Source organism: Pseudomonas sp. CCC4.1 (genome assembly GCF_035019225.1).
Taxonomy (GTDB): domain Bacteria; phylum Pseudomonadota; class Gammaproteobacteria; order Pseudomonadales; family Pseudomonadaceae; genus Aquipseudomonas; species Aquipseudomonas bubulae.
Genome location: NZ_JASJWL010000034.1, coordinates 1 through 18026 on the forward strand (window position 1 = coordinate 1; position 18026 = coordinate 18026).

Consider the following 18026-nt stretch of genomic DNA (forward strand, 5'->3'; position numbering starts at 1 on the left):
GAGCGGGCTTGCTCGCGATGGCATCCCCGGGGTGCGCCAGCCAGACCGCGTTGTGTGCATCGCAGGCAATCCAGCTCTCACAGGTTTGCGGTGATCACAAAAAAGTCCCACGACATATCCCGTCAAACGATGCCCGTTGTGGCTGGCCCGCTACTGACTAGCCTTTGAAATTCATCAACTCATAGAGTCAGGCCATGCCTTCTTTTTCTGCCTCCCACCGCCTGCGCCGTGGTCGTTACAGCGAGCAAAATCGCATTTATCTTCTGACCGCCAATACGCTTGAACGCCAACCGATTTTCCTGAACTGGCGCGTAGGCCGACGGGTGGTCGAACAGTTCAAGCGGGCACAAGAGCAGGGGCTGGCCACTTCGCTGGCATGGGTGGTGATGCCGGATCACTTTCATTGGCTGATCAGCCTTGATAAAGGCTCGCTGGATGAGTTGATGTGTCGCACAAAATCGTTGAGCACCCGCGCAATCAACCAGTCCACTGGGCAAACAGGCCGCCGTTGGCAGCAGGGCTACCACGACCATGCCTTGCGGCGTGATGAAGATATCAAGCAGATGGCCCGTTATGTGATTGCCAACCCGCTGCGCGCCGGGCTGGTCCAGCGGGTGGGGGACTACCCCTTGTGGTACGCAATCTGGGTTTGATCCCACAGGGGGGATAGGTGTTTACCGTTACAACCACGACTCGGTAATGCGCCGGTCCAGTTCTTCCCAGTCAGCCATGCCCAGCACCCGGGTGGTGTTGAGGCCGCGCAGGTAGCCGCGCAGCTGTTGGGCACTGGCCTGGATGTCGGCAGTCGGAGTGTTTGCGCTGTGCAGCGTCTCTTCGTAGAGGCTCAGGTATTCGTTTACGCGGTCGCGGTACTCGGGCAGTACCGCTTCACGGATCAGGTCGAAGGTGCGCAGTTTTTGATTGGTATTCACGGGTCACCCTTTGTGAGTTTACGGGCTGTTGTTTGTTACCCAATGTAGCTCACATGTGACCCGTGTTAATACCCGCAGTGCCCCTCAGTGTGGTGTGGCTGCCGGGGCCGGGAGTTTGCCCGGATTGCCGCTCGCCCTCGCTGAGCGAATCAGCATCAATGCGCCCAGCAGCGCCGTGCCGGCCAGAAAGTACATGCCCGCGTGCGGGTTGTTGAAGTAGCCCTCGGCCCAGGTTTTGACCGTGGGTGCAAGAAAACCGCCCAAGTTGCCCAGGGCACCGATCACGGCAATCCCGCTGGCCGCCGCTGCACCACCCAGAAAGCGGGTAGGCAGTGTCCAGAACAACGGTTGCACGGTGATAAAACCGGCGGCAGCCACGCAGAACGCCATAATCACCAGCACTAGGTTGCCACTCAAGGTCGAGCCGATCATGCCCACTGCGGCCATTGCCAGCATCAATGCGGCATAGCGGGTTTGTTGGCCCTTGCGGTCAGCATGGCGTGTCACCAGGTACAGCATGCATACGGTGGCAATCCACGGAATGGAGGTCAGGGCGCCGACCTTAAGGCCAATGCCGGTACCCAGCAACTCGGCGATCCGCGTTGGCAGGTAGAACAGCACGCCATACACGCTGACCTGAATGGTGAAGTAGATCAGGGTGAAGTACAGCACCACCGGGTTGAACATTCCTGCACGCCACGACGACGGGCCTTTGTTGGCTTTTTGCAGTTGCTCTTTTTCCAGCTCGTGTTCGATCGCGGCCTTTTCTTCGGTGTTCAGCCACTTGGCATCCCGGGGTTTGTCGGTCAGGTAGAAGAACGCGAATACGCCGATGATCGAGGCCGCCAGGCCTTCGGTGACAAACATCCATTGCCAGCCGGTAAGGCCGAACTGCGCGCTTTCCAGCAACCAGCCCGATACCGGGCCGCCCACCATCAACGACACCGGCACGCCAAAATAGTAAATGCCATAGGCCGAGCCACGCTGGTTCTGCGGGAACCAGTAGGTCAGGTACAACACCACCCCCGGCGATAGCCCGGCTTCGGCTACGCCCAGCAGAAACCGCAGGATATAGAAGCTGGTTTCGTCGTGGGCAAACATCATCGCCGCTGAGACCAGGCCCCAGGTCACCATGATCCGGCTCAGCCAGATGCGTGCGCCGATCTTGTGCAGCATCAGGTTGCTCGGTACTTCGAACACGGCATAGCCGATAAAGAAAATCCCCGCACCCAGGGCAAATGCCGCGTTGCTCAGGCCGGTGTCCGCCTGCAGGGCGTGTTTGGCAAAGCCGATATTGGAACGATCGATGATCGCCATGGCGAACATCAGGGCGACAAAGGGCAGGATGCGCCAGCGGATCTTGCTCAGCGCCTGTTGCAGTGCGGGGTTGGTCATGGGGTGCTCCGTTATTGTTTTTGTGGAGTACAGCAATCAGATTTTTTTCAGGGCAGCACGGGCATAGGCAGCGACGATTACAAAACAGCCCATTGGCAACAGATAGGCCACGGCCGTGGAGGAGTGGTCGGCCACCAGACCCATCACATAGGGCAGCAGCGCGCCGCCAACTATGGCCATGATCATGAACGAGCTGCCGCGCTTGGTATGTGGGCCGAGGTTTTTCACGCCCATGGCAAACAGGGTGGGGAACATGATCGACATAAAGAAGAACGTCGCCACCAGCGCGACCACCGATACACCTTCAAACCCCAGCACCACCACCGCACACAGCGCCACGTTGATCAGCGCATAGATCAGCAGCAGGCGCTGGGCATTGACCCTGCCCATCAGCCAGGTGCTGAAAAAGCGTCCGAACATAAAGCTGAGCATGGCCACCGAAAGCAGATACGCGGCTTGCTGGCTGCTCATCTGCGCCCAGTGCTCGGTGACGTAGTTGATAAAAAACGCCCCCACGCCAACTTGTGCTCCCACATAAAAGAACTGGGTGATAACCCCCGTGACGAATTCGCGGTGTTGCCACAGGCTTTGTGGTCGTGCTGCGCAACTTGCACTTCCTGCTCGCGCAGGTCGGGCAGCGCAGTGCGGGCGATAAGGATGGCCACCAGCAACACCAGTGCGGCAATCACCAGATAGGTCATTTGCAGCGATTGTGTGGTGTCGGTGCTGTTGGCACCGCTGAAGAACAGTGCGCCGCCAATCAAGGGGCCGAAAAACTGCCCCAGGCCGTTGAACGACTGCGCCAGGTTCAGGCGGCGCTCGGCACCGGCGGGTTCACCCAGCACCGTGGCGTAGGGGTTGGCGGCGGTTTCCAGGCAGCCCAGGCCGCAGGCAATCACAAACAGCGCGAACAGGAAAAACTGAAAACTCTGCGCCGCAGCGGCGGGCATAAACAGCAGGGCGCCAGTGGCGTAGAGGCACAGGCCCAGCAGGATGCCGGCCTTGTAGCCGTACCTGTCCATCAGCAAACCGGCGGGCAGGGCTATCAGAAAATACGCGCCAAAGTAGGCGCTTTGCAGCAGGCCCGACTGCGCCTTGCTGACGTGCAGGGTTTCCTGGAAGTGCTTGTTGAGCACATCGAGCAAGCCATAGGACAGGCCCCAGAGAAAGAACAGGCAGGTGACCAGGATCAGTGCCCGGCGATAGGACGTGACCGCCCGGGTAAAGGACGGCGCTGCGACGTTCGGGTGCTTGAGTGACATGACGCATCTCCTTCTTATTGTTGTGAGTTCGGCGTTGTGGTTTGCGTGGATCTACACCCTGTGGGAGCGAGCCTGCTCGCGATGCAGGCGGCTCGGTTTGCCTGACCACCGCGGTGATGCCATCGCGAGCAGGCTCGCTCCCACAGGGTCAGGGAGAATCTTTCAGGCTGAAAATCTGTGCCATTGGCGCCCATTTTTCACCGGGCTTTGTCCAGGGAGTAGGCTGCTGAAAACGCCACATCAGCGCTTCCCATTCCTGCACCTTGGGGTCGCTGGCGCCAGCCCGGGCAAAGGCCTCGGCGCTAAACCCCGGGGCTGTGTCCATGACCATGAACAGCCGCGTGCCCAGGCGCCATATCTGCATGTCGAGCACGCCATGCCCGCGCAAATGGGCGCTGATCTGCGGCCAGATGTTCTGGTGCAAGCGCTCATACTCGGCAATCAGCGCCGGGTCGTCCTTAAGGTCCAGCGCCAGGCATTGGCGGTTCATGTCAGCGCCCGGTCCAGGTGGGTGTAGCCACCGTCCACCACCAGCCATTGCCCGGTGGTGTGGGAGGCGCGCGGGGAGAGCAAAAACAGCACGCTGTCGGCGATTTCTGCGGCCGTGGTCATGCGCCGGCCCAGGGGGATTTTTTCAACAATGCTCGCCAGCTTGGCTTGCGGGTCGGCGAAGGTGTCGATCCAGCGCTCGTACAAGGGGGTCATGACTTCGGCCGGGATCACCGCATTGACCCGGATCCCGTCAGCCAGCAATGAAGTGGCCCATTCGCGGGTCAACGACAGTTGCGCGCCCTTGGCGGCGGTGTAGCCGCTGGTCCCGCCTTGCCCGGTGAGGGCCGTCTTGGAGCTGATATTGACGATGGCACCGCGGCTGGCCTTGAGCGCATCGACGCACAGATGGGTCATGAGATAATAATGGATGAGGTTTTTTTCCAGTGACTCGACAAAGGCCGAGCGCCCGGCTTCAAGGCCAACGCCATCGTTGACCCCGGCGTTATTGACCAGCCCGTCAATGCGCCCGAAGCGTTGCAGCACGCTGGCGACTGCCGCGCGGCAGGCGTCTTCGTCGCGCAGTTCGACCTGCACAAACAGGCTCTGCGCCCCGCGCTGATCCAATTGCCGGGCCAGCTCATCGGACAGCGGGCTGTGGCCGAAAATCACCGGGATCGCACCTTCGTCAGCCAGCCCCAGGGTGATGGCTGCGCCGATCCCCGAGCCGCCGCCGGTCACGATAAACACCTTGTCTTGCAGATGCAGATTCATTGCGTCACTCCCTCTATGTTGTAGACGCGGCACGCCGTACCACCCCAGATGGCCGCGTGCTCTGACACGCTGGCGACCAGGGTGTGAGTGGCCTCGTAGTCGCTGGCCAACAGGCACACCGGCCAGTCGGAACCGAACATCAGGCGCTCGGGGCCAAACAGTTCCAGTGCCATGTGCAAATAGGGCGTCAGTTGTGCGCTGGACCAGTCCTGCCAATGGGCTTCGGTGATCAGCCCTGACAGCTTGCAGCTGACGTGGGGCAGGGCCGCCAACGGTGCCAGTTGGCTGGCCCAGGTTTTCAAGTCCCCGGCCTGGATATCGGGTTTGCCCAGGTGGTCGAGTACCAGATGGTGCTGGTCATGCTGCTGGCACAGTTCGGTAACCGTGCGCAGATCCCGGGCCTTGACCAGCACTTCGTAGACCAGTCCCTGGCGTTGCAAGGTATGCAAGCCACGGCTGAACCCCGGATTTTGGATAAACTGGGCGAGCGAGGGTTCGTCCTGCAACTGATGACGAAAGCCACGCAAAACCGGCGCTTGCGCCCAGCGTTCAAGCGATTGCTCAAGGTCGCGGGCACACAGGTCGACCCAGCCCACCACGGCGCGAATCCACGGGTAGCGCTGCGCCAGTTGCAACAGTTGATCGGTTTCACTGGCACAGGCTCGGGCCTGCACGGCGATGCAACCGTCGAATCCGCCAGCATCGAGCAAGGGCCGCAGATCATCGGGGGTAAAGTCCTGGCGCAAACCGCTCATGTCGCGACCTATCCACGGATAGGCCGCGGCGTCATAGCGCCAGAAGTGCTGGTGTGCATCCAGTCGTAGTGAGTGTGGGGACGACATTATTGTTGTACTCCGTCCGTTTGCTTAGCCCCGGTAGCGGTACTGCTCGCGGGAGGCGGCCTTCATCTGGATCGAGAAGCCCGGAGCCTGTGGTGGCATATAGGCCGCGTTGCGGATCACGCAGGGGTCTTCGAAGTGCTCGTGCAGATGGTCGACAAATTCCACCACCCGGCCTTCGTGAGTCCCGGCGATGCACAGGTAGTCGATCATCGACAGGTGCTGCACGTACTCGCACAGACCAACGCCGCCTGCGTGCGGACATACCGGCAGGTTGTACTTGGCGGCCATCAGCATCACGGCCAGCACTTCATTGACCCCGCCCAGGCGGCAGGCGTCGATCTGCACCACGTCAATGGCTTCACGCATGATCAGTTGCTTGAACACGATACGGTTCTGGCACATTTCGCCGGTCGCTACCTTGACCGGGCTGACACCCAGGCGGATTTTTCGATGACCTTCGACGTCGTCCGGGCTGGTTGGCTCTTCGATAAACCACGGGTTGGCGAATGACAGTTCGCGCACCCAGTCGATGGCCGCGTCCACTTCCCATACCTGATTGGCGTCGATCATCAGCTTGCGATCCGGGCCCAGTACTTCCCGGGCGATGCGCACGCGGCGGATATCGTCCTGCAGGTCGTGGCCGACTTTCAATTTGACGTGAGAGAAGCCCGCATCCACCGCTTCCTGACACAGTCTGCGCAGCTTGTCGTCGGCATAACCCAGCCAGCCGGCGGAGGTGGTGTAGCAGGGGTAGCCCTCAGCCTCGAGCAAGGCCAGTCGCTCGGCCTTGCCATTGGCGCGCTCGCGCAGCAGGGTCAGAGCTTCTGCCGGGGTGATGCAGTCGGTGATATAACGAAAGTCGATACAGCGCACCAGTTCTTCGGGGCTCATGTCTGCCACCAGACGCCACACCGGCTTGCCTTCGGCCTTGGCCCACAGGTCCCAGGCGGCGTTGACCACCGCACCGGTGGCCAGGTGGATGGCGCCCTTGTCCGGGCCGATCCAGCGCAACTGGCTGTCGCTGGTCACGTGGTGCCAGAAACGGCCCATGTCTTCGGCGATCCACTCCAGCTTCAAACCCACCAGCAGGCTGGCCAGGGCCTTGATCGAGGCACAGCAGATTTCGTTGCCGCGGCCGATGGTGAAGGTCAGGCCATGGCCTTCAAGGCCGGGGGTGTCGGTTTCGAGGATGACATAGGCCGCCGAGTAGTCAGGGTCCGGGTTCATCGCGTCAGAACCGTCGAGGGATTGCGAGGTGGGGAAGCGGATGTCTTCAACCCGTACGGCAGTAATTGTGGTCATGGTATGGCTCCCTGTCAGTCGGCGTTCACGGTGCGTTGCTGTTGTTCGCCCAGCCCGCTGATGCCCAGGCGCATGGTCTGGCCGGCACGCAGGTAGACAGGCTCGGGTTTGATACCCAGGCCGACGCCTGGCGGGGTGCCGGTGGAAATCACATCCCCCGGTTGCAGGCTCATGAACTGGCTGAGGTAGCTGATGATTTTCGGGATCTGGAAGATCATCGTGCGGGTGTTGCCGTTCTGGTAGCGGTGGCCATCCACTTCCAGCCACAGGTCGAGCTGGTGCGGATCGGCGATTTCGTCGCGGGTCACCAGCCACGGGCCCAGCGGGCCGAAAGTGTCGCAGCCTTTGCCTTTGTCCCAGGTACCGCCCAGCTCCAGCTGGAACTCGCGCTCGGAGATGTCGTTGATCACGCAGTAACCGGCCACGTGTTCCATGGCCTGGTTTTCGCTGATATAGCGACCGCCTTTACCGATCACCACACCCAGCTCGACTTCCCAGTCGGTTTTGCGCGAATTGCGCGGGATTTCGACGTTGTCGTTGGGGCCGACGATGGCGCTGGTCCATTTGCTGAACACCACCGGTTCGGCGGGGATTGCGGCACCGGTTTCGGCAGCATGGTCGGCGTAGTTCAGGCCGATGCAGATAAATTTTCCGACCTGGCCGACGCAGGCGCCGATACGGGGGGAGCCCTCAACCAGTGGCAGGGTGGACGGGTCGATATCTTGCAGGCGGGCAATGCTTTCGGGGCTCAGGGTCTGGCCTGCGATATCCGCGACCACTGCCGACAAATCGCGCAGTTGGCCGTCGTTGTCGAGCAGGGCGGGACGCTCCTGGCCTTTTTCACCGTAACGCAGCAGTTTCATAAACAATCCTTTTTGGGGGAGGGGCAGGGCCCAGTGGGAGCAGGCTTGTTGCGGGAGCGGGCTTGCTGGCGATGGCATCAGCGCGATTTGCCTGATACAGCGCAGCGATCCAATCGCGAGCAAGCCCGCTCCCACAAGGTCAAAAGCTTGCGGCTAGTTACTCCAGCCGCCATCAATGATTTGTGCCGTGCCGGTGGTAAAGCCGCTGGCACTTGAGCCCAGGTACAGCGCCAACTGGGCGATTTCCTCGGCGGTGCCAATGCGGCCCATGGGCTGGCGCGCGGCAAAGGCGGCATACACCTCGTCCACGCTGCGGCCTTCGCGCTCGGCCTGTTCGCGAATACGCTGGCGCAGGGAAGGGGAGTCGACGGTGCCGGGGCAGATGGCGTTGCAGCGGATGTTCTGGCTCACAAAGTCAGCCGCTACAGAACGGGTCAGGCCAATCACCGCGCCTTTGCTGGCGCAGTAGGCAAAACGGTTGGGCACGCCTTTGACGCTGGAGGCGACCGAGGCCATGTTGATGATCGAGCCGCCGCCGCTGCCCAGCATGCCCGGCAAAAAAGCGCGGATCATGCGGTACATGGCTGTCACGTTGAGGTCCAGGGCGAAGTTCCAGTCCTTCTCTTCGCATTCCAGGATAGTGCCGCTGTGCACCACGCCCGCGCAGTTGAACAGCACATCCAGTGGGCCCAGCTGTTTGGCCAGGCGCTCGATGGCAGCAGCATCGGTGACGTCCAGAACATGTTTGTGCGCGCCCTCAAGGGCGTCGAGGGCGCCGGCATTGATATCGGCGGCGAAGACTTCGGCACCGGCGGCGAGGTATGCCTGGACGGTGGCCTGGCCAATCCCCTGCGCAGCGGCAGTGATCAGCACACGTTTGCCGGAAAGATCCATGGGTGCTCCGTTACGATGTCATTGTTTTTATAGTTGGCCCAATGGTCAGGCCATTGGGGGCGTAGCAAATGGCAAAACGACACAAGTACAAGGATAAGGTTTGCTATGATCGCTTTACGATATCCATCCAATGGTCAGGCCATTGGGCCTTTTGTAGCATGCACCTCAAGCTTCAACAAGCGTCTTTTTCAGCTCCAAGTGCTTGTCGAATGCTGTCCAAACCAGAGCTTATTTCCTGATGCCATTTCAAGTTATTGATAACCAACGGCTTTATCGGCAAATCGCTGATCAGCTACGCGCCTTGATCGACAGCGGTGAATTTCCGCCGGGCAGCCGTTTGCCAGCCGAGCGTGAACTGGCCAAGTTGCTGGGTGTAAGTCGTGCCTCGGTACGTGAGGCGATGATTGCGCTTGAAGTGATAGGTCTGGTGGATGTACGCGTCGGTAACGGGGTACTGGTCTGTGAGCCGCCGGTGCAGGCGGTGTCAGATGAACCGGTTATGGCCCAGGCTACGCGCAACCAGTGGAAAGAACTGGACCCCGAGCTGAACCTTGAAATCGACTTCAATGCCGAAATTCCACCGTTCGCGCTGTTGCAGGCCCGTCGCCTGATTGAGCCCGAAGCGGCGGCGCTGGCGGCGATCAATGCCAGTGACGAGGAGTTGGCGGGCATCCGCGAAGCTTTTGAACGCAACGTTCAGGACAACCGCGAAGGGTCCCACACCCACCCCGGCGATCGTCTGTTCCATATCCGCATTGCCCAGGCCTCGGACAACCCGGCCTATGCCCTGATGATCCAGCATCTATTGGGCCATCGTTACGGCAGCATGTTCCAGCGCCTGCAAAACCACTACACCCCACAGGATATGACCCATCGCTCGGAAGATGAGCACCGCCGTATCCTGCTGGCGCTCGAGCAGCACGATGCGCCCGCCGCACGGCAGGCAATGGCCGAACACCTGGATGAAGTGATCCGTATATTCAGTCGCAGCGCGCGCTGACATTCAATCGCCAGTCGGGAGGGTTGGCATTAGTCCTACATTTATTGGGACTTTTCCTAGGTAAAAATCTTTCAGCATTCGAGATAATTAACCTACACCGTTTCTCGATGGTTCATCTTAATGCCTGGAAATCCCCTGCGTGTCCTGATCCTGGAAGATGACAGTTTCCAGCGTGCTGTTGCGGTAAGCATGTTTCGCTCCCTGGGTTGCCATGACGTGTTTGAGGCCAGTGACGGCAGCCAGGCGTTGACGGTTCTTCAGCAAGTGGGGCCGGTGGATATCGCCGTGTGCGATTTGCAGATGGATGGCATGGACGGCCTGGCGTTTTTGCGTCGCGTGGGCAGGACGGGGCAAGTCCGGTCGATTATTGTCAGCAGTGCGCTGTCGGCCGATTTGCGTTGTGCTGCGCATCAGCTCATTGCCCTGTTGGGGCTCGAGTTGCTTGGCGATGCCGGCAAACCGTTGTATGCCGCTGTGCTGCAACCTCTGTTACTCAAGTATCAAAGCACTATCTGCACGCTCGAACCTGTACCGGGCAGCACGCTGTCACTGGCTTGCGAGGACGAAGTACGTCAGGCTCTGGCCCTGCAGCAATTGCAGGCCTGGTATCAACCCAAGTTCAATCTGCAAACCGGCGATGTGACCGGTGTCGAAGTGCTTTGCCGTTGGCTGCACCCCGATAAGGGCGTGCTACCGCCGGCGGTATTTATCCCGGTGCTGGAGCGCTGCGGCTTGATGGACGAGTTGCTGTTTGCCCAACTCGATCAGGCGTTGAGCCTGCAAGAGCAAGCACGGACACGGGGTTATCCCTTGAACATGGCGTTCAACCTGCAAGCGTCGCAACTGGCTAACAGTCAGCTGACTTATACCCTCAAGGGGGTTCTGACCCGTCATGTCACGCCGGGCTCCAGGTTGACCTTCGAATTGACTGAAACCGGTTTGCTGCAAGCTCCGGTCGCCAGCCTGGAGAATCTGGTGCGCCTGCGCATGATGGGCTGCCGGTTATCAATTGACGATTTTGGTGCCGGTTTTTCGTCATTGCAGCGGCTGTGCCAGTTGCCATTCAACGAAATCAAGCTGGACGGTGAATTTGTGGGCAACCTGGAGCATGAACCGCGTTGCGCCGCCGTGATCGCCAGCACCCTGGCCCTGGGTAAAGCCTTGGGTATGTCGGTGGTTATTGAAGGGATTGAAACCGAGGCACAGTCCCAGCGTTTGCTGGCCATGGGCTGTGTTGAAGGGCAGGGTTACTGGTTTGCGCGGCCCATGAGCGGGCAGGACTTGCTGTGCTGGTTGCAGCAACGTGAAGCAAGCCCTGCCTTAACCACCGCTAGTTGAAGGTATAGGGCGTCAGCGCGGTGGGGTCGATGTTCTGCTCGACTTTGACCATCGCATCCTTGAGCGGGCAGAGCAGGCCTGCGCTGGTTTTGCGGCAGTCCCCGGCGCTTTGGAAATCGCTCCTGAGGGGTTTTTGCGTGGCGGTCAGTTGGGTCAGGTTACGAATCTGGTCCATTGACTGGGCCTCAAAGGCGATGCGCAAAAAGTACTCGCCGGTTTTGACTTCCTTGTAACGTTCGAACTGCAACGTACCCACGGGCGGGATGTTGTTGGCGATGTAATCTCCCTGCTTCCAGCCGAAGCCGAGCATGGTGCGCAGGTAAGAGATATTGGTGTCGTGAGCCACCAGCAGCATCAGCGGTACATCGGGCGGGCTATCCGGCGCGTCTTTCTGCTCCAGCGGGGTGCCCTGCTTGAGTTCCAGGGCAATCTGGTTCATCAGCTCGGAAGCGCCGCGGCTGGCGATATAGGGGATGTCGTTGAGGTAGTCGTACTTGGCCTTGGTCAGCACCATCAGGCTGGATACCTCGGCGGCGGTGCGGCCGTTGCCGAAGGCGACCTTGTCCAGTGGCAGGCCCTGGCTATATTCCAGACGGAACACTTCGCCCATATTGGCACCTGCGCTCAGGCCCTTGATCGCGAAACGGCCCTTGGCGTTTTGTTCCAGTGTCCAGTCCTGTTTGCCATACGGGCAATCGGTGGCAGGCAGGCAGACGACCTCCCTGAGTTTTTCTTCAAAGGGTTTGTAGCGTGCCTGTGCGGCTTCGACGCTGCCGCCCAGAGCCTTGAGAATTTCGGCTTTGGCCTTGGCCGGATCGAGCGCGGCAAAGGGCATTTCATTGGCCTGGAACAGGGCATCCTGCTTGCCGTGGACATAGCCCGGTTGCAGGCCGCAGCCGGGGAACATGCCATCGAGCAAGGCCTGGGCCGTGGCCTTGGTGCGTTGCAGGGGGCTGGCGTGTACCAGCAACTGGCTGGCATCCGGGCAGCCCCGGGGGATCAGCCCGGCGTCGCGCAGCACTTCACCACGGTAGCGGCCCATTTCCACCGCGCCGGTATAGCCGTGGCCGGTCAGGTTACCGAAGGGCACCAGCCAGGTTGGCCATTTGCGCTGGGTGACCGAGGTCAGCAGTTTTTCATTGGATTCGGTAGGCGGGCGCACTCCGTGGCGGCTGACCTGCACGACTTTATCCAGCACATAGCCATCGCTGCTGGGTATCTGGGCCAAGGCTGCGGGGCTGAACAGGCTGGCCAGCAACAGGCCGGTATAAAGCGGGGGCAGCGTCTTCATCGATCTTCCTTTGGGTCTTCCTGACACAGTGGGCGAAGAGTCTAGTCGGCAAATAAGACAAATGCCGAGCTCCGTAGCGGCTGCCGAAGGAAGGATCACTGTTTTCGCGAGATTTGTGCGGTGCTCGCTTGAAATTCCGAACAGGCAGTGCGTATTTTGTAGCCATTGCCCTGCGCGGCCTGCTTAACAACAAGGATAGTGGCATGAATAGCGATGGCCAGGGTTTGCTCGCACAGCGATTGGCGGGTATTGATGAGATTGAATGCGTCACCCCCGACCTCAATGGCGTGCCCCGTGGCAAGGTGATGACTGCTGCGGGGTTTATAGAAGGGCGGCGCTTGCAGATGGCCCGTGGCGTGCTGCTGCAATGCATCATGGGTGGCTACCCGGAGTCACGCTTTTATGGCGGCGAGGACGGTGATCTTGCCTTGGTGCCAGACCTCACCCAGCTTCATCGCCTGCCCTGGAGCCAGCCAACCCGTGCCCTGGCCATTTGCGATGCCGATGAGCTCAGCGGTGAAAGCTCGCGTCTGTCGACCCGTGGCCAGTTGAAAGCGGTGATCGCCCGCTACGCGGCGCGGGGACTGGCGCCGGTGGTAGCGACCGAGCTGGAGTTCTTTGTGTTTGCGCACAACCCCGATCCGGCCCAGCCGTTCCGCCCGCCCGTGGGCCTGGACGGGCGCCGTGAAGACGGATTTTCGGCGTTCAGCATCAGCTCCAACAACGGCTTGCGGCCTTTTTTCAATGAGGTGTACCTGTGCATGGCGTCACTGGGCTTGCCCCGTGACACCTTTATGCACGAGATGGGCGTCAGCCAGTTCGAGATCAACCTGCTGCACGGTGATCCGATGCTGCTGGCCGACCAGACTTTTCTGTTCAAGCACCTGCTCAAGGAAGTTGCCCTCAAGCATGGCCTTAACGTGGTGTGCATGGCCAAGCCGCTGGCGCACACGGCCGGCAGTTCGATGCATATTCACCAGAGCGTGGTCGAGGCGGCCAGCGGGCGAAACGTGTTCAGCGACGAAGCGGGGCAGCCGACAGCCACCTTCCGCCATTTTATCGGCGGGCAGCAGGCGGGCATGGCGGACTTTACCGCGTTGTTTGCGCCGAACGTAAATTCCTATCAGCGCTTGTTCCACCCCTATGCGTCGCCGAACAACGCGTGCTGGTCCCATGACAACCGGAGTGCGGGTTTACGCATTCCGGCCAGCTCACCTGCGGCGCGGCGGGTTGAAAACCGTTTGCCGGGGGCGGACGCCAACCCGTACCTGGCAATTGCCGCCAGCCTCGCGGCAGGGTTATATGGCATCGAGCGTGGGCTTGAACCGAGTGCTGCGATCCAGGGTGAGTTCCAGGTGCCCGAGGCGCTTACATTGCCCTGCACCTTGCACGCGGCACTGGCACGCCTTGCCCGTAGTGAAATGGCGATTGAACTGTTCGGCACTGAGTTCATCGAAGGTTACGTTGCGTCCAAGACGCTGGAACTGACCAGCTTCCATGACGAAATCACGCCCTGGGAACGTCGCGTTCTTGCGTCTCAGGCTTGACCGTTTAAATCTGTGGCGCCGGGCTTGTTCCCGGTGGCAGACACAAGGAGCCGTAGGGAAAGCCAATGCACCAGATCTGGAAGTCCTTTAGAGCGTTGTATTTTGCCTCGCTGATGATGTTGATCGGTTCCGGCCTGTTGAGTACTTATCTGGCGCTGCGCCTGGCAGCGGACAATGTCGACGGCCTGTGGATCGGCGCGCTGATGGCGGCCAACTATTTTGGCCTGGTGCTGGGTGGCAAGATCGGCCACCGGCTGATTGCCAGGGTCGGGCATATTCGTGCCTACGCCACGTGCGCCGGTATTGTCGGTGCGGCGGTGCTGTGCCACGGGCTGACGGACTGGCTGCCGATCTGGCTGTTGCTGCGGGTGATTGTCGGTCTGGGCATGATGTGCCAGTACATGGTCATCGAAAGCTGGCTTAACGAGCAGGCCGAGGCCAGGCAGCGCGGCGTGGTGTTCAGCCTCTACATGATCGCCTCCTATTTGGGCCTGGTGCTTGGGCAATTGATCCTGGCGGTTCACCCGCAGCTCGGTCTCGAGTTGTTGATGGTGGTGGCCTTGTGTTTTGCCTTGTGCCTGGTGCCTGTGGCCATGACCCGGCGTATTCACCCGGCGCCTTTGCACCCGGCGCCGATGGACCCGAAATTTTTTATCAAGCGTGTGCCGCAGTCGTTGATTGCGGTGATGGGCGCGGGTTTGCTGGTGGGCTCGTTTTACGGTCTGGCACCGCTCTACGCATCGCAGCAAGGGCTGTCTACCGAACTGGTCGGCTTGTATATGGGTAGCTGCATTTTTGCCGGCTTGCTGGTGCAGTGGCCGTTGGGCTGGTTGTCCGACCGTTATGACCGGCCGTTGCTGATCCGTATCTTCGCCGGCTTGCTGGCGGTGGCTGCGTTGCCATTGGCGATCTTGCCGGCGGTGCCCATGCAGGTACTGTTTATTGCCGGTTGCCTGGCGGCTTTGCTGCAATTTTGCATCTATCCGCTGGCCGTGGCCTTTGCCAACGACCATATCGAGCCGGAGCGTCGTGTGTCGCTGACGGCCATGCTGCTGGTGACTTATGGCGTGGGCGCAAGCGTGGGGCCGTTGGTGGCGGGGGTGCTGATGAAACTGTTTGGCAGCCAGATGCTCTATGGGTTTTTCAGCGTGGCAGGGTTGATCCTGGTATGGCGGATTCGCCCGAATGCGGTGACCAACCTGCACCAGGTCGATGATGCGCCGCTGCATCACGTGGCCATGCCCGACAGCATGTCCAGCTCGCCGCTGGTGGCTGCGCTTGATCCGCGGGTGGATGAGCAGGTGGTGCAGGAACAGATGGTGCAGGAGCCGGTGGTGGAGGAGCAGGAGCCAGAACCGGAACCAGAGTCCAAGACATAGGCAATACCCCTGTGGGAGCGGGCTTGCTCGCGATGGCTTCAGCGCGGTTTTTCAGCCAGACCGCGCCCTGTGCATCGCAGGCAAGCCAGCGACCACTGTTTCAATAATCATCGTCTTTATCAAACTGGCGCGCCTCGCGCTGCAGTTGATAGACAAACCGCTCGACCTGGCGCTGTACCGCGCCGCTGATGTTGTGAAAGCGCATCCCGGCAAAGGTGATGTTCAGCCGCTCTTCAAAATGCAGGTAGCGCAACTCCACCGGTGTCGACATCAGGCCAAACGGCAGGTCGGCGCTGAAGCGCTCATACACCTGGCCCAGTTGCATGCCCTGGCTGATATCCCCCTCAAAACGCAATTTGCAGCCGGTTGCCGAAACGTCCAGCAACTTGCCCTTGATCGGCGCCTTGAGCTTGTCACCCGCCACTTGCACATTGACCAGATTGGCCAGCCGCAGGGCCGCACGGAATGCATTGCGGCGCTGGTGGTACACCACTTCGTGGGGCATCGCGCCGCGATAACAGCGGTGCTCATGACGGTCATCAATGGTCAGCGCCGTGGTGCACTCCCAGGCGATACGCACGCCATCATGGAAGCCCTCAACCTTGAACGGCACCCCCGCTTCAAGAAAACGCTCACCGTCACGGGGGATCATTTCGTCCAGGGCCATGGTGTTGCTCTCGCGATTAACATCCACCACATAGCTCTGGAAGCGCTGGGTGCGGTCCTGGAAAGTAATGATCAGCGGGTCATGGCTCTCTTGCAGCATCCGCAAGTTGGAGGCAATTTCCAACGGCGTGGTAAGCACCTTTGGCGGTTGCGGAGCATCTTGGGCGTCGAACACGTTTGATCAATCTCCAGACAAAATACAGCGACACGCAAAAGATGGGCATTCTGCCATCATGTTGTGTGTCTCGCTACATGCGGTGGTTGCGCGGGCTCAAGCCTGGCTGTAGGCGCGGTGCTTGTTGAGCATCGAGGTGGTGCCGCGTGCGTCATACAGAGACGGGGCTTCGCCGCCATGGAGGATGCGCAACTGGTTGGCGGTGATCGCCTGCTGGGTCTGGATCGACTGACCATTGAGCAGGTTGGCGGCCTGGCATTTCGCTAGCAGCTGGTTCAGTGCATCGCTCTGGGCGAGCAGTTGTGTTCCCACGCTGGAATGGCTGGCCAGGCTTTCGAGGCCGCTGCGGTTGGTGGCCAGGCCAAGGCTGGCGAGAATTTCGCTGCGTCTGCGGCCATGTTGCTCAAGCAAAATGATCAGCGACTGTTTGCGCGCCAGAATGTTTTCCAGCACCTGCATGTCGCGGCCTTTGAGGGCGATGGATTCGTCCTGTAACAGGCCGAGCAATTGCTCGGCAGGAGCGAGGTCATCGTTGATCAGTTGCAGTAAATTTTCGTCGTGCATGGCGGGCTCTGGGAGTTAAGCGTCCAAAAGCGCGGCACTGGCCGTTGGCCTAGCGCTGGGCTTCCATGTCAAGCAGTTTGCTGGCGATCCGGTCGCTGTCGACTTTGTAGCTGCCGTCCGCGATGGCTTGTTTAAGCTCTGCCACCCGATTTTTGTCGACTACAGGTTGGTCACGCAACGAGTCGCTGATCTTCTGCAACTGTTGAGCCTCTTGGCTGAGGTGAACAGATTCCCCGCTTGGGGCGCTGACGCCGTTTTGCTCAGGGTTTATTGCCGGGGCCGCTTGCGTGGCGCTGCCGGTTTCCTGGCTGGCGTTACTGCGTGTACTGCCGGTCAGGGGCGGGGCGCTGTTGAGACGACTGAAGTCGATGACCATAACGTTAAACCTCGGGGTATTTGGACGCTTGCCATGTTTTCGGCCATACCCGGAAAAACTTTAGGCTCGATTAATCATGGCTTCACACAGAGCTGTACTGATCTGCGTCAAATGACAGTGTAGGAAAGTCGCGAGACTGATGCCAACTTTCCTATAATGCCACTTCTACTTGCCCGGGTGCTGTCACCCTGGCGCGGATAACACGCTTGGAGTTCAGGTTTTTTACCCGTATTTGCTCGCTAAGGCCACCGTCTGACAGGGCTTCGCCGGGCATCTTGACACTTAATGTGCCGCTGCGCGCGCTGATCACCACATGATCGCCCTTGCGCACGGCTGCGGCCTGCTCCAGGTGGGTGAGGGTCAGCACCTGGTCGGTGACCATGGGCCTGAGCAATTTTTGCCCCACGGCCAGCTCGGTGGCGGTCAGGTAGCCCTGGCTGATCAGGCTGACATCGCGCTCGCGCAGGGTCACGTCGGGGTAGTCGATAACCATGCCGCGCTTGAGCGGGTGATTGACGGTGACTACGTCGCGGAACAGTTTGACCTGGGCCGGCACAAAGATGGTCCACGGCGACAGCCCTTCGCAGCGTACGCGCACGATCACCCGGCCCATGGGTTGCGCCGGGCTTTCGAGGGAAGCTGTCAAATCCTTGTCGCACTGGGCCAGGCGCAGGCGCGGGTCAAGATTGTTGACCTGGATCTGATATCGACCCTCGGTCTGGCTGGTGGCCAGGTAGTCTTCAACCGTGAATTCAAGAAAGCCCTGGGTCACGCCGATAAGCTGTTCAGGCGATGTAAACGCGTCAGCCCTGCTATAAGTGCTGAGTGCAAGCAAGGTGCCCGCCGCCAGCGCGCTCAGACCACAGCGGCGCAGACTCGGCAGGAAAGGTCGGTGGCAGGATTTTGTCGTTTTTGCGTTCATGACCGATAAAAAGCA

At 60.2% G+C, this 18026-nt stretch carries 20 protein-coding genes; 5 read left to right on the forward strand and 15 right to left on the reverse strand.

Annotated elements, in window-relative coordinates:
- The first annotated feature begins 194 nt into the window (after window positions 1-194).
- A complete protein-coding gene (locus QN377_RS14440; protein ID WP_095019227.1) occupies window positions 195-653 on the forward strand; it encodes an REP-associated tyrosine transposase in 459 nt (152 codons plus the stop codon).
- A 27-nt stretch (window positions 654-680) separates the two neighbouring features.
- Here QN377_RS14440 and QN377_RS14445 read toward each other — a convergent pair whose 3' ends face one another.
- From QN377_RS14445 to QN377_RS14490, 10 genes are all read right to left on the reverse strand, one after another.
- Window positions 681-932 carry a hypothetical protein gene (locus QN377_RS14445; RefSeq protein ID WP_095001843.1) on the reverse strand — a complete coding sequence of 84 codons (252 nt, stop codon included), beginning with the start codon at window positions 930-932 and terminating at the stop codon, window positions 681-683.
- 84 nt (window positions 933-1016) lie between these two features.
- Window positions 1017-2327, reverse strand: a complete 1311-nt coding sequence (locus tag QN377_RS14450; protein ID WP_095019228.1) for an MFS transporter — start codon at window positions 2325-2327, stop codon at window positions 1017-1019.
- Window positions 2328-2363: 36 nt separating this feature from the next.
- Complete coding sequence (locus QN377_RS14455; protein ID WP_323567637.1) at window positions 2364-2843, reverse strand: hypothetical protein; 480 nt, start codon at window positions 2841-2843, stop codon at window positions 2364-2366.
- Window positions 2795-3589, reverse strand: coding sequence for an MFS transporter (locus QN377_RS14460; protein WP_322212538.1), 795 nt, complete (start codon window positions 3587-3589; stop codon window positions 2795-2797). Before QN377_RS14460 ends, QN377_RS14455 begins: the two co-directional genes overlap by 49 nt.
- Before the next feature lie 148 nt (window positions 3590-3737).
- Window positions 3738-4079: an L-rhamnose mutarotase gene (locus tag QN377_RS14465; RefSeq protein WP_095019229.1), complete on the reverse strand. Its 342-nt coding sequence runs from the start codon at window positions 4077-4079 to the stop codon at window positions 3738-3740.
- Window positions 4076-4852 (reverse strand): SDR family oxidoreductase, encoded by a 777-nt coding sequence (locus tag QN377_RS14470; protein WP_095001839.1) that lies wholly within the window; start codon window positions 4850-4852, stop codon window positions 4076-4078. The genes QN377_RS14465 and QN377_RS14470 overlap by 4 nt, the downstream gene beginning before the upstream one ends.
- Window positions 4849-5694, reverse strand: a complete 846-nt coding sequence (locus tag QN377_RS14475; protein ID WP_095019230.1) for an amidohydrolase family protein — start codon at window positions 5692-5694, stop codon at window positions 4849-4851. Before QN377_RS14475 ends, QN377_RS14470 begins: the two co-directional genes overlap by 4 nt.
- A 24-nt stretch (window positions 5695-5718) precedes the next feature.
- The gene (locus tag QN377_RS14480) at window positions 5719-6996 is read right to left on the reverse strand and encodes an L-fuconate dehydratase (protein ID WP_095019231.1); all 1278 of its coding nucleotides are present in this window, start codon (window positions 6994-6996) and stop codon (window positions 5719-5721) included.
- 14 nt (window positions 6997-7010) lie between these two features.
- Window positions 7011-7859 (reverse strand): fumarylacetoacetate hydrolase family protein, encoded by an 849-nt coding sequence (locus QN377_RS14485; RefSeq protein ID WP_095019232.1) that lies wholly within the window; start codon window positions 7857-7859, stop codon window positions 7011-7013.
- 153 nt (window positions 7860-8012) lie between these two features.
- Window positions 8013-8753 (reverse strand): SDR family oxidoreductase, encoded by a 741-nt coding sequence (locus QN377_RS14490; RefSeq protein ID WP_095019233.1) that lies wholly within the window; start codon window positions 8751-8753, stop codon window positions 8013-8015.
- Between the two features lie 238 nt (window positions 8754-8991).
- Here QN377_RS14490 and QN377_RS14495 point away from each other — a divergent pair, with 238 nt between their 5' ends.
- Together QN377_RS14495 and QN377_RS14500 are read left to right on the forward strand one after the other, a co-directional pair.
- On the forward strand, window positions 8992-9753 hold the full coding sequence (locus QN377_RS14495) for a FadR/GntR family transcriptional regulator (protein ID WP_095001834.1): 762 nt from the start codon (window positions 8992-8994) through the stop codon (window positions 9751-9753).
- Window positions 9754-9873: 120 nt separating this feature from the next.
- Window positions 9874-11091, forward strand: coding sequence for an EAL domain-containing protein (locus QN377_RS14500; protein WP_095019234.1), 1218 nt, complete (start codon window positions 9874-9876; stop codon window positions 11089-11091).
- Here the strand turns inward: QN377_RS14500 and QN377_RS14505 are convergent.
- Window positions 11084-12382 (reverse strand): histidine-type phosphatase, encoded by a 1299-nt coding sequence (locus tag QN377_RS14505; protein ID WP_095021370.1) that lies wholly within the window; start codon window positions 12380-12382, stop codon window positions 11084-11086. The genes QN377_RS14500 and QN377_RS14505 overlap by 8 nt on opposite strands.
- 305 nt (window positions 12383-12687) lie before the next feature.
- On the opposite strand from QN377_RS14505, the gene QN377_RS14510 reads away from it, so the two are divergent.
- On the forward strand, window positions 12688-13929 hold the full coding sequence (locus QN377_RS14510) for a glutamine synthetase family protein (RefSeq protein WP_176464311.1): 1242 nt from the start codon (window positions 12688-12690) through the stop codon (window positions 13927-13929).
- 65 nt (window positions 13930-13994) lie between these two features.
- A complete protein-coding gene (locus tag QN377_RS14515; RefSeq protein WP_095001830.1) occupies window positions 13995-15308 on the forward strand; it encodes an MFS transporter in 1314 nt (437 codons plus the stop codon).
- A 100-nt stretch (window positions 15309-15408) separates the two neighbouring features.
- On the opposite strand, the gene QN377_RS14520 is transcribed toward QN377_RS14515, so the two are convergent.
- From QN377_RS14520 to flgA, 4 genes are all read right to left on the reverse strand, one after another.
- Window positions 15409-16149 carry a flagellar brake protein gene (locus QN377_RS14520; RefSeq protein ID WP_095001829.1) on the reverse strand — a complete coding sequence of 247 codons (741 nt, stop codon included), beginning with the start codon at window positions 16147-16149 and terminating at the stop codon, window positions 15409-15411.
- Window positions 16150-16245: 96 nt separating this feature from the next.
- Complete coding sequence (locus QN377_RS14525; protein WP_095001828.1) at window positions 16246-16713, reverse strand: flagella synthesis protein FlgN; 468 nt, start codon at window positions 16711-16713, stop codon at window positions 16246-16248.
- A 49-nt stretch (window positions 16714-16762) separates the two neighbouring features.
- Entirely contained in the window at window positions 16763-17089 is a 327-nt protein-coding gene (gene flgM, locus QN377_RS14530) for a flagellar biosynthesis anti-sigma factor FlgM (RefSeq protein WP_095001827.1), read from the reverse strand.
- 151 nt (window positions 17090-17240) lie between these two features.
- Window positions 17241-18011 carry a flagellar basal body P-ring formation chaperone FlgA gene (gene flgA, locus QN377_RS14535; RefSeq protein ID WP_095001826.1) on the reverse strand — a complete coding sequence of 257 codons (771 nt, stop codon included), beginning with the start codon at window positions 18009-18011 and terminating at the stop codon, window positions 17241-17243.
- Window positions 18012-18026: the final 15 nt, after the last annotated feature.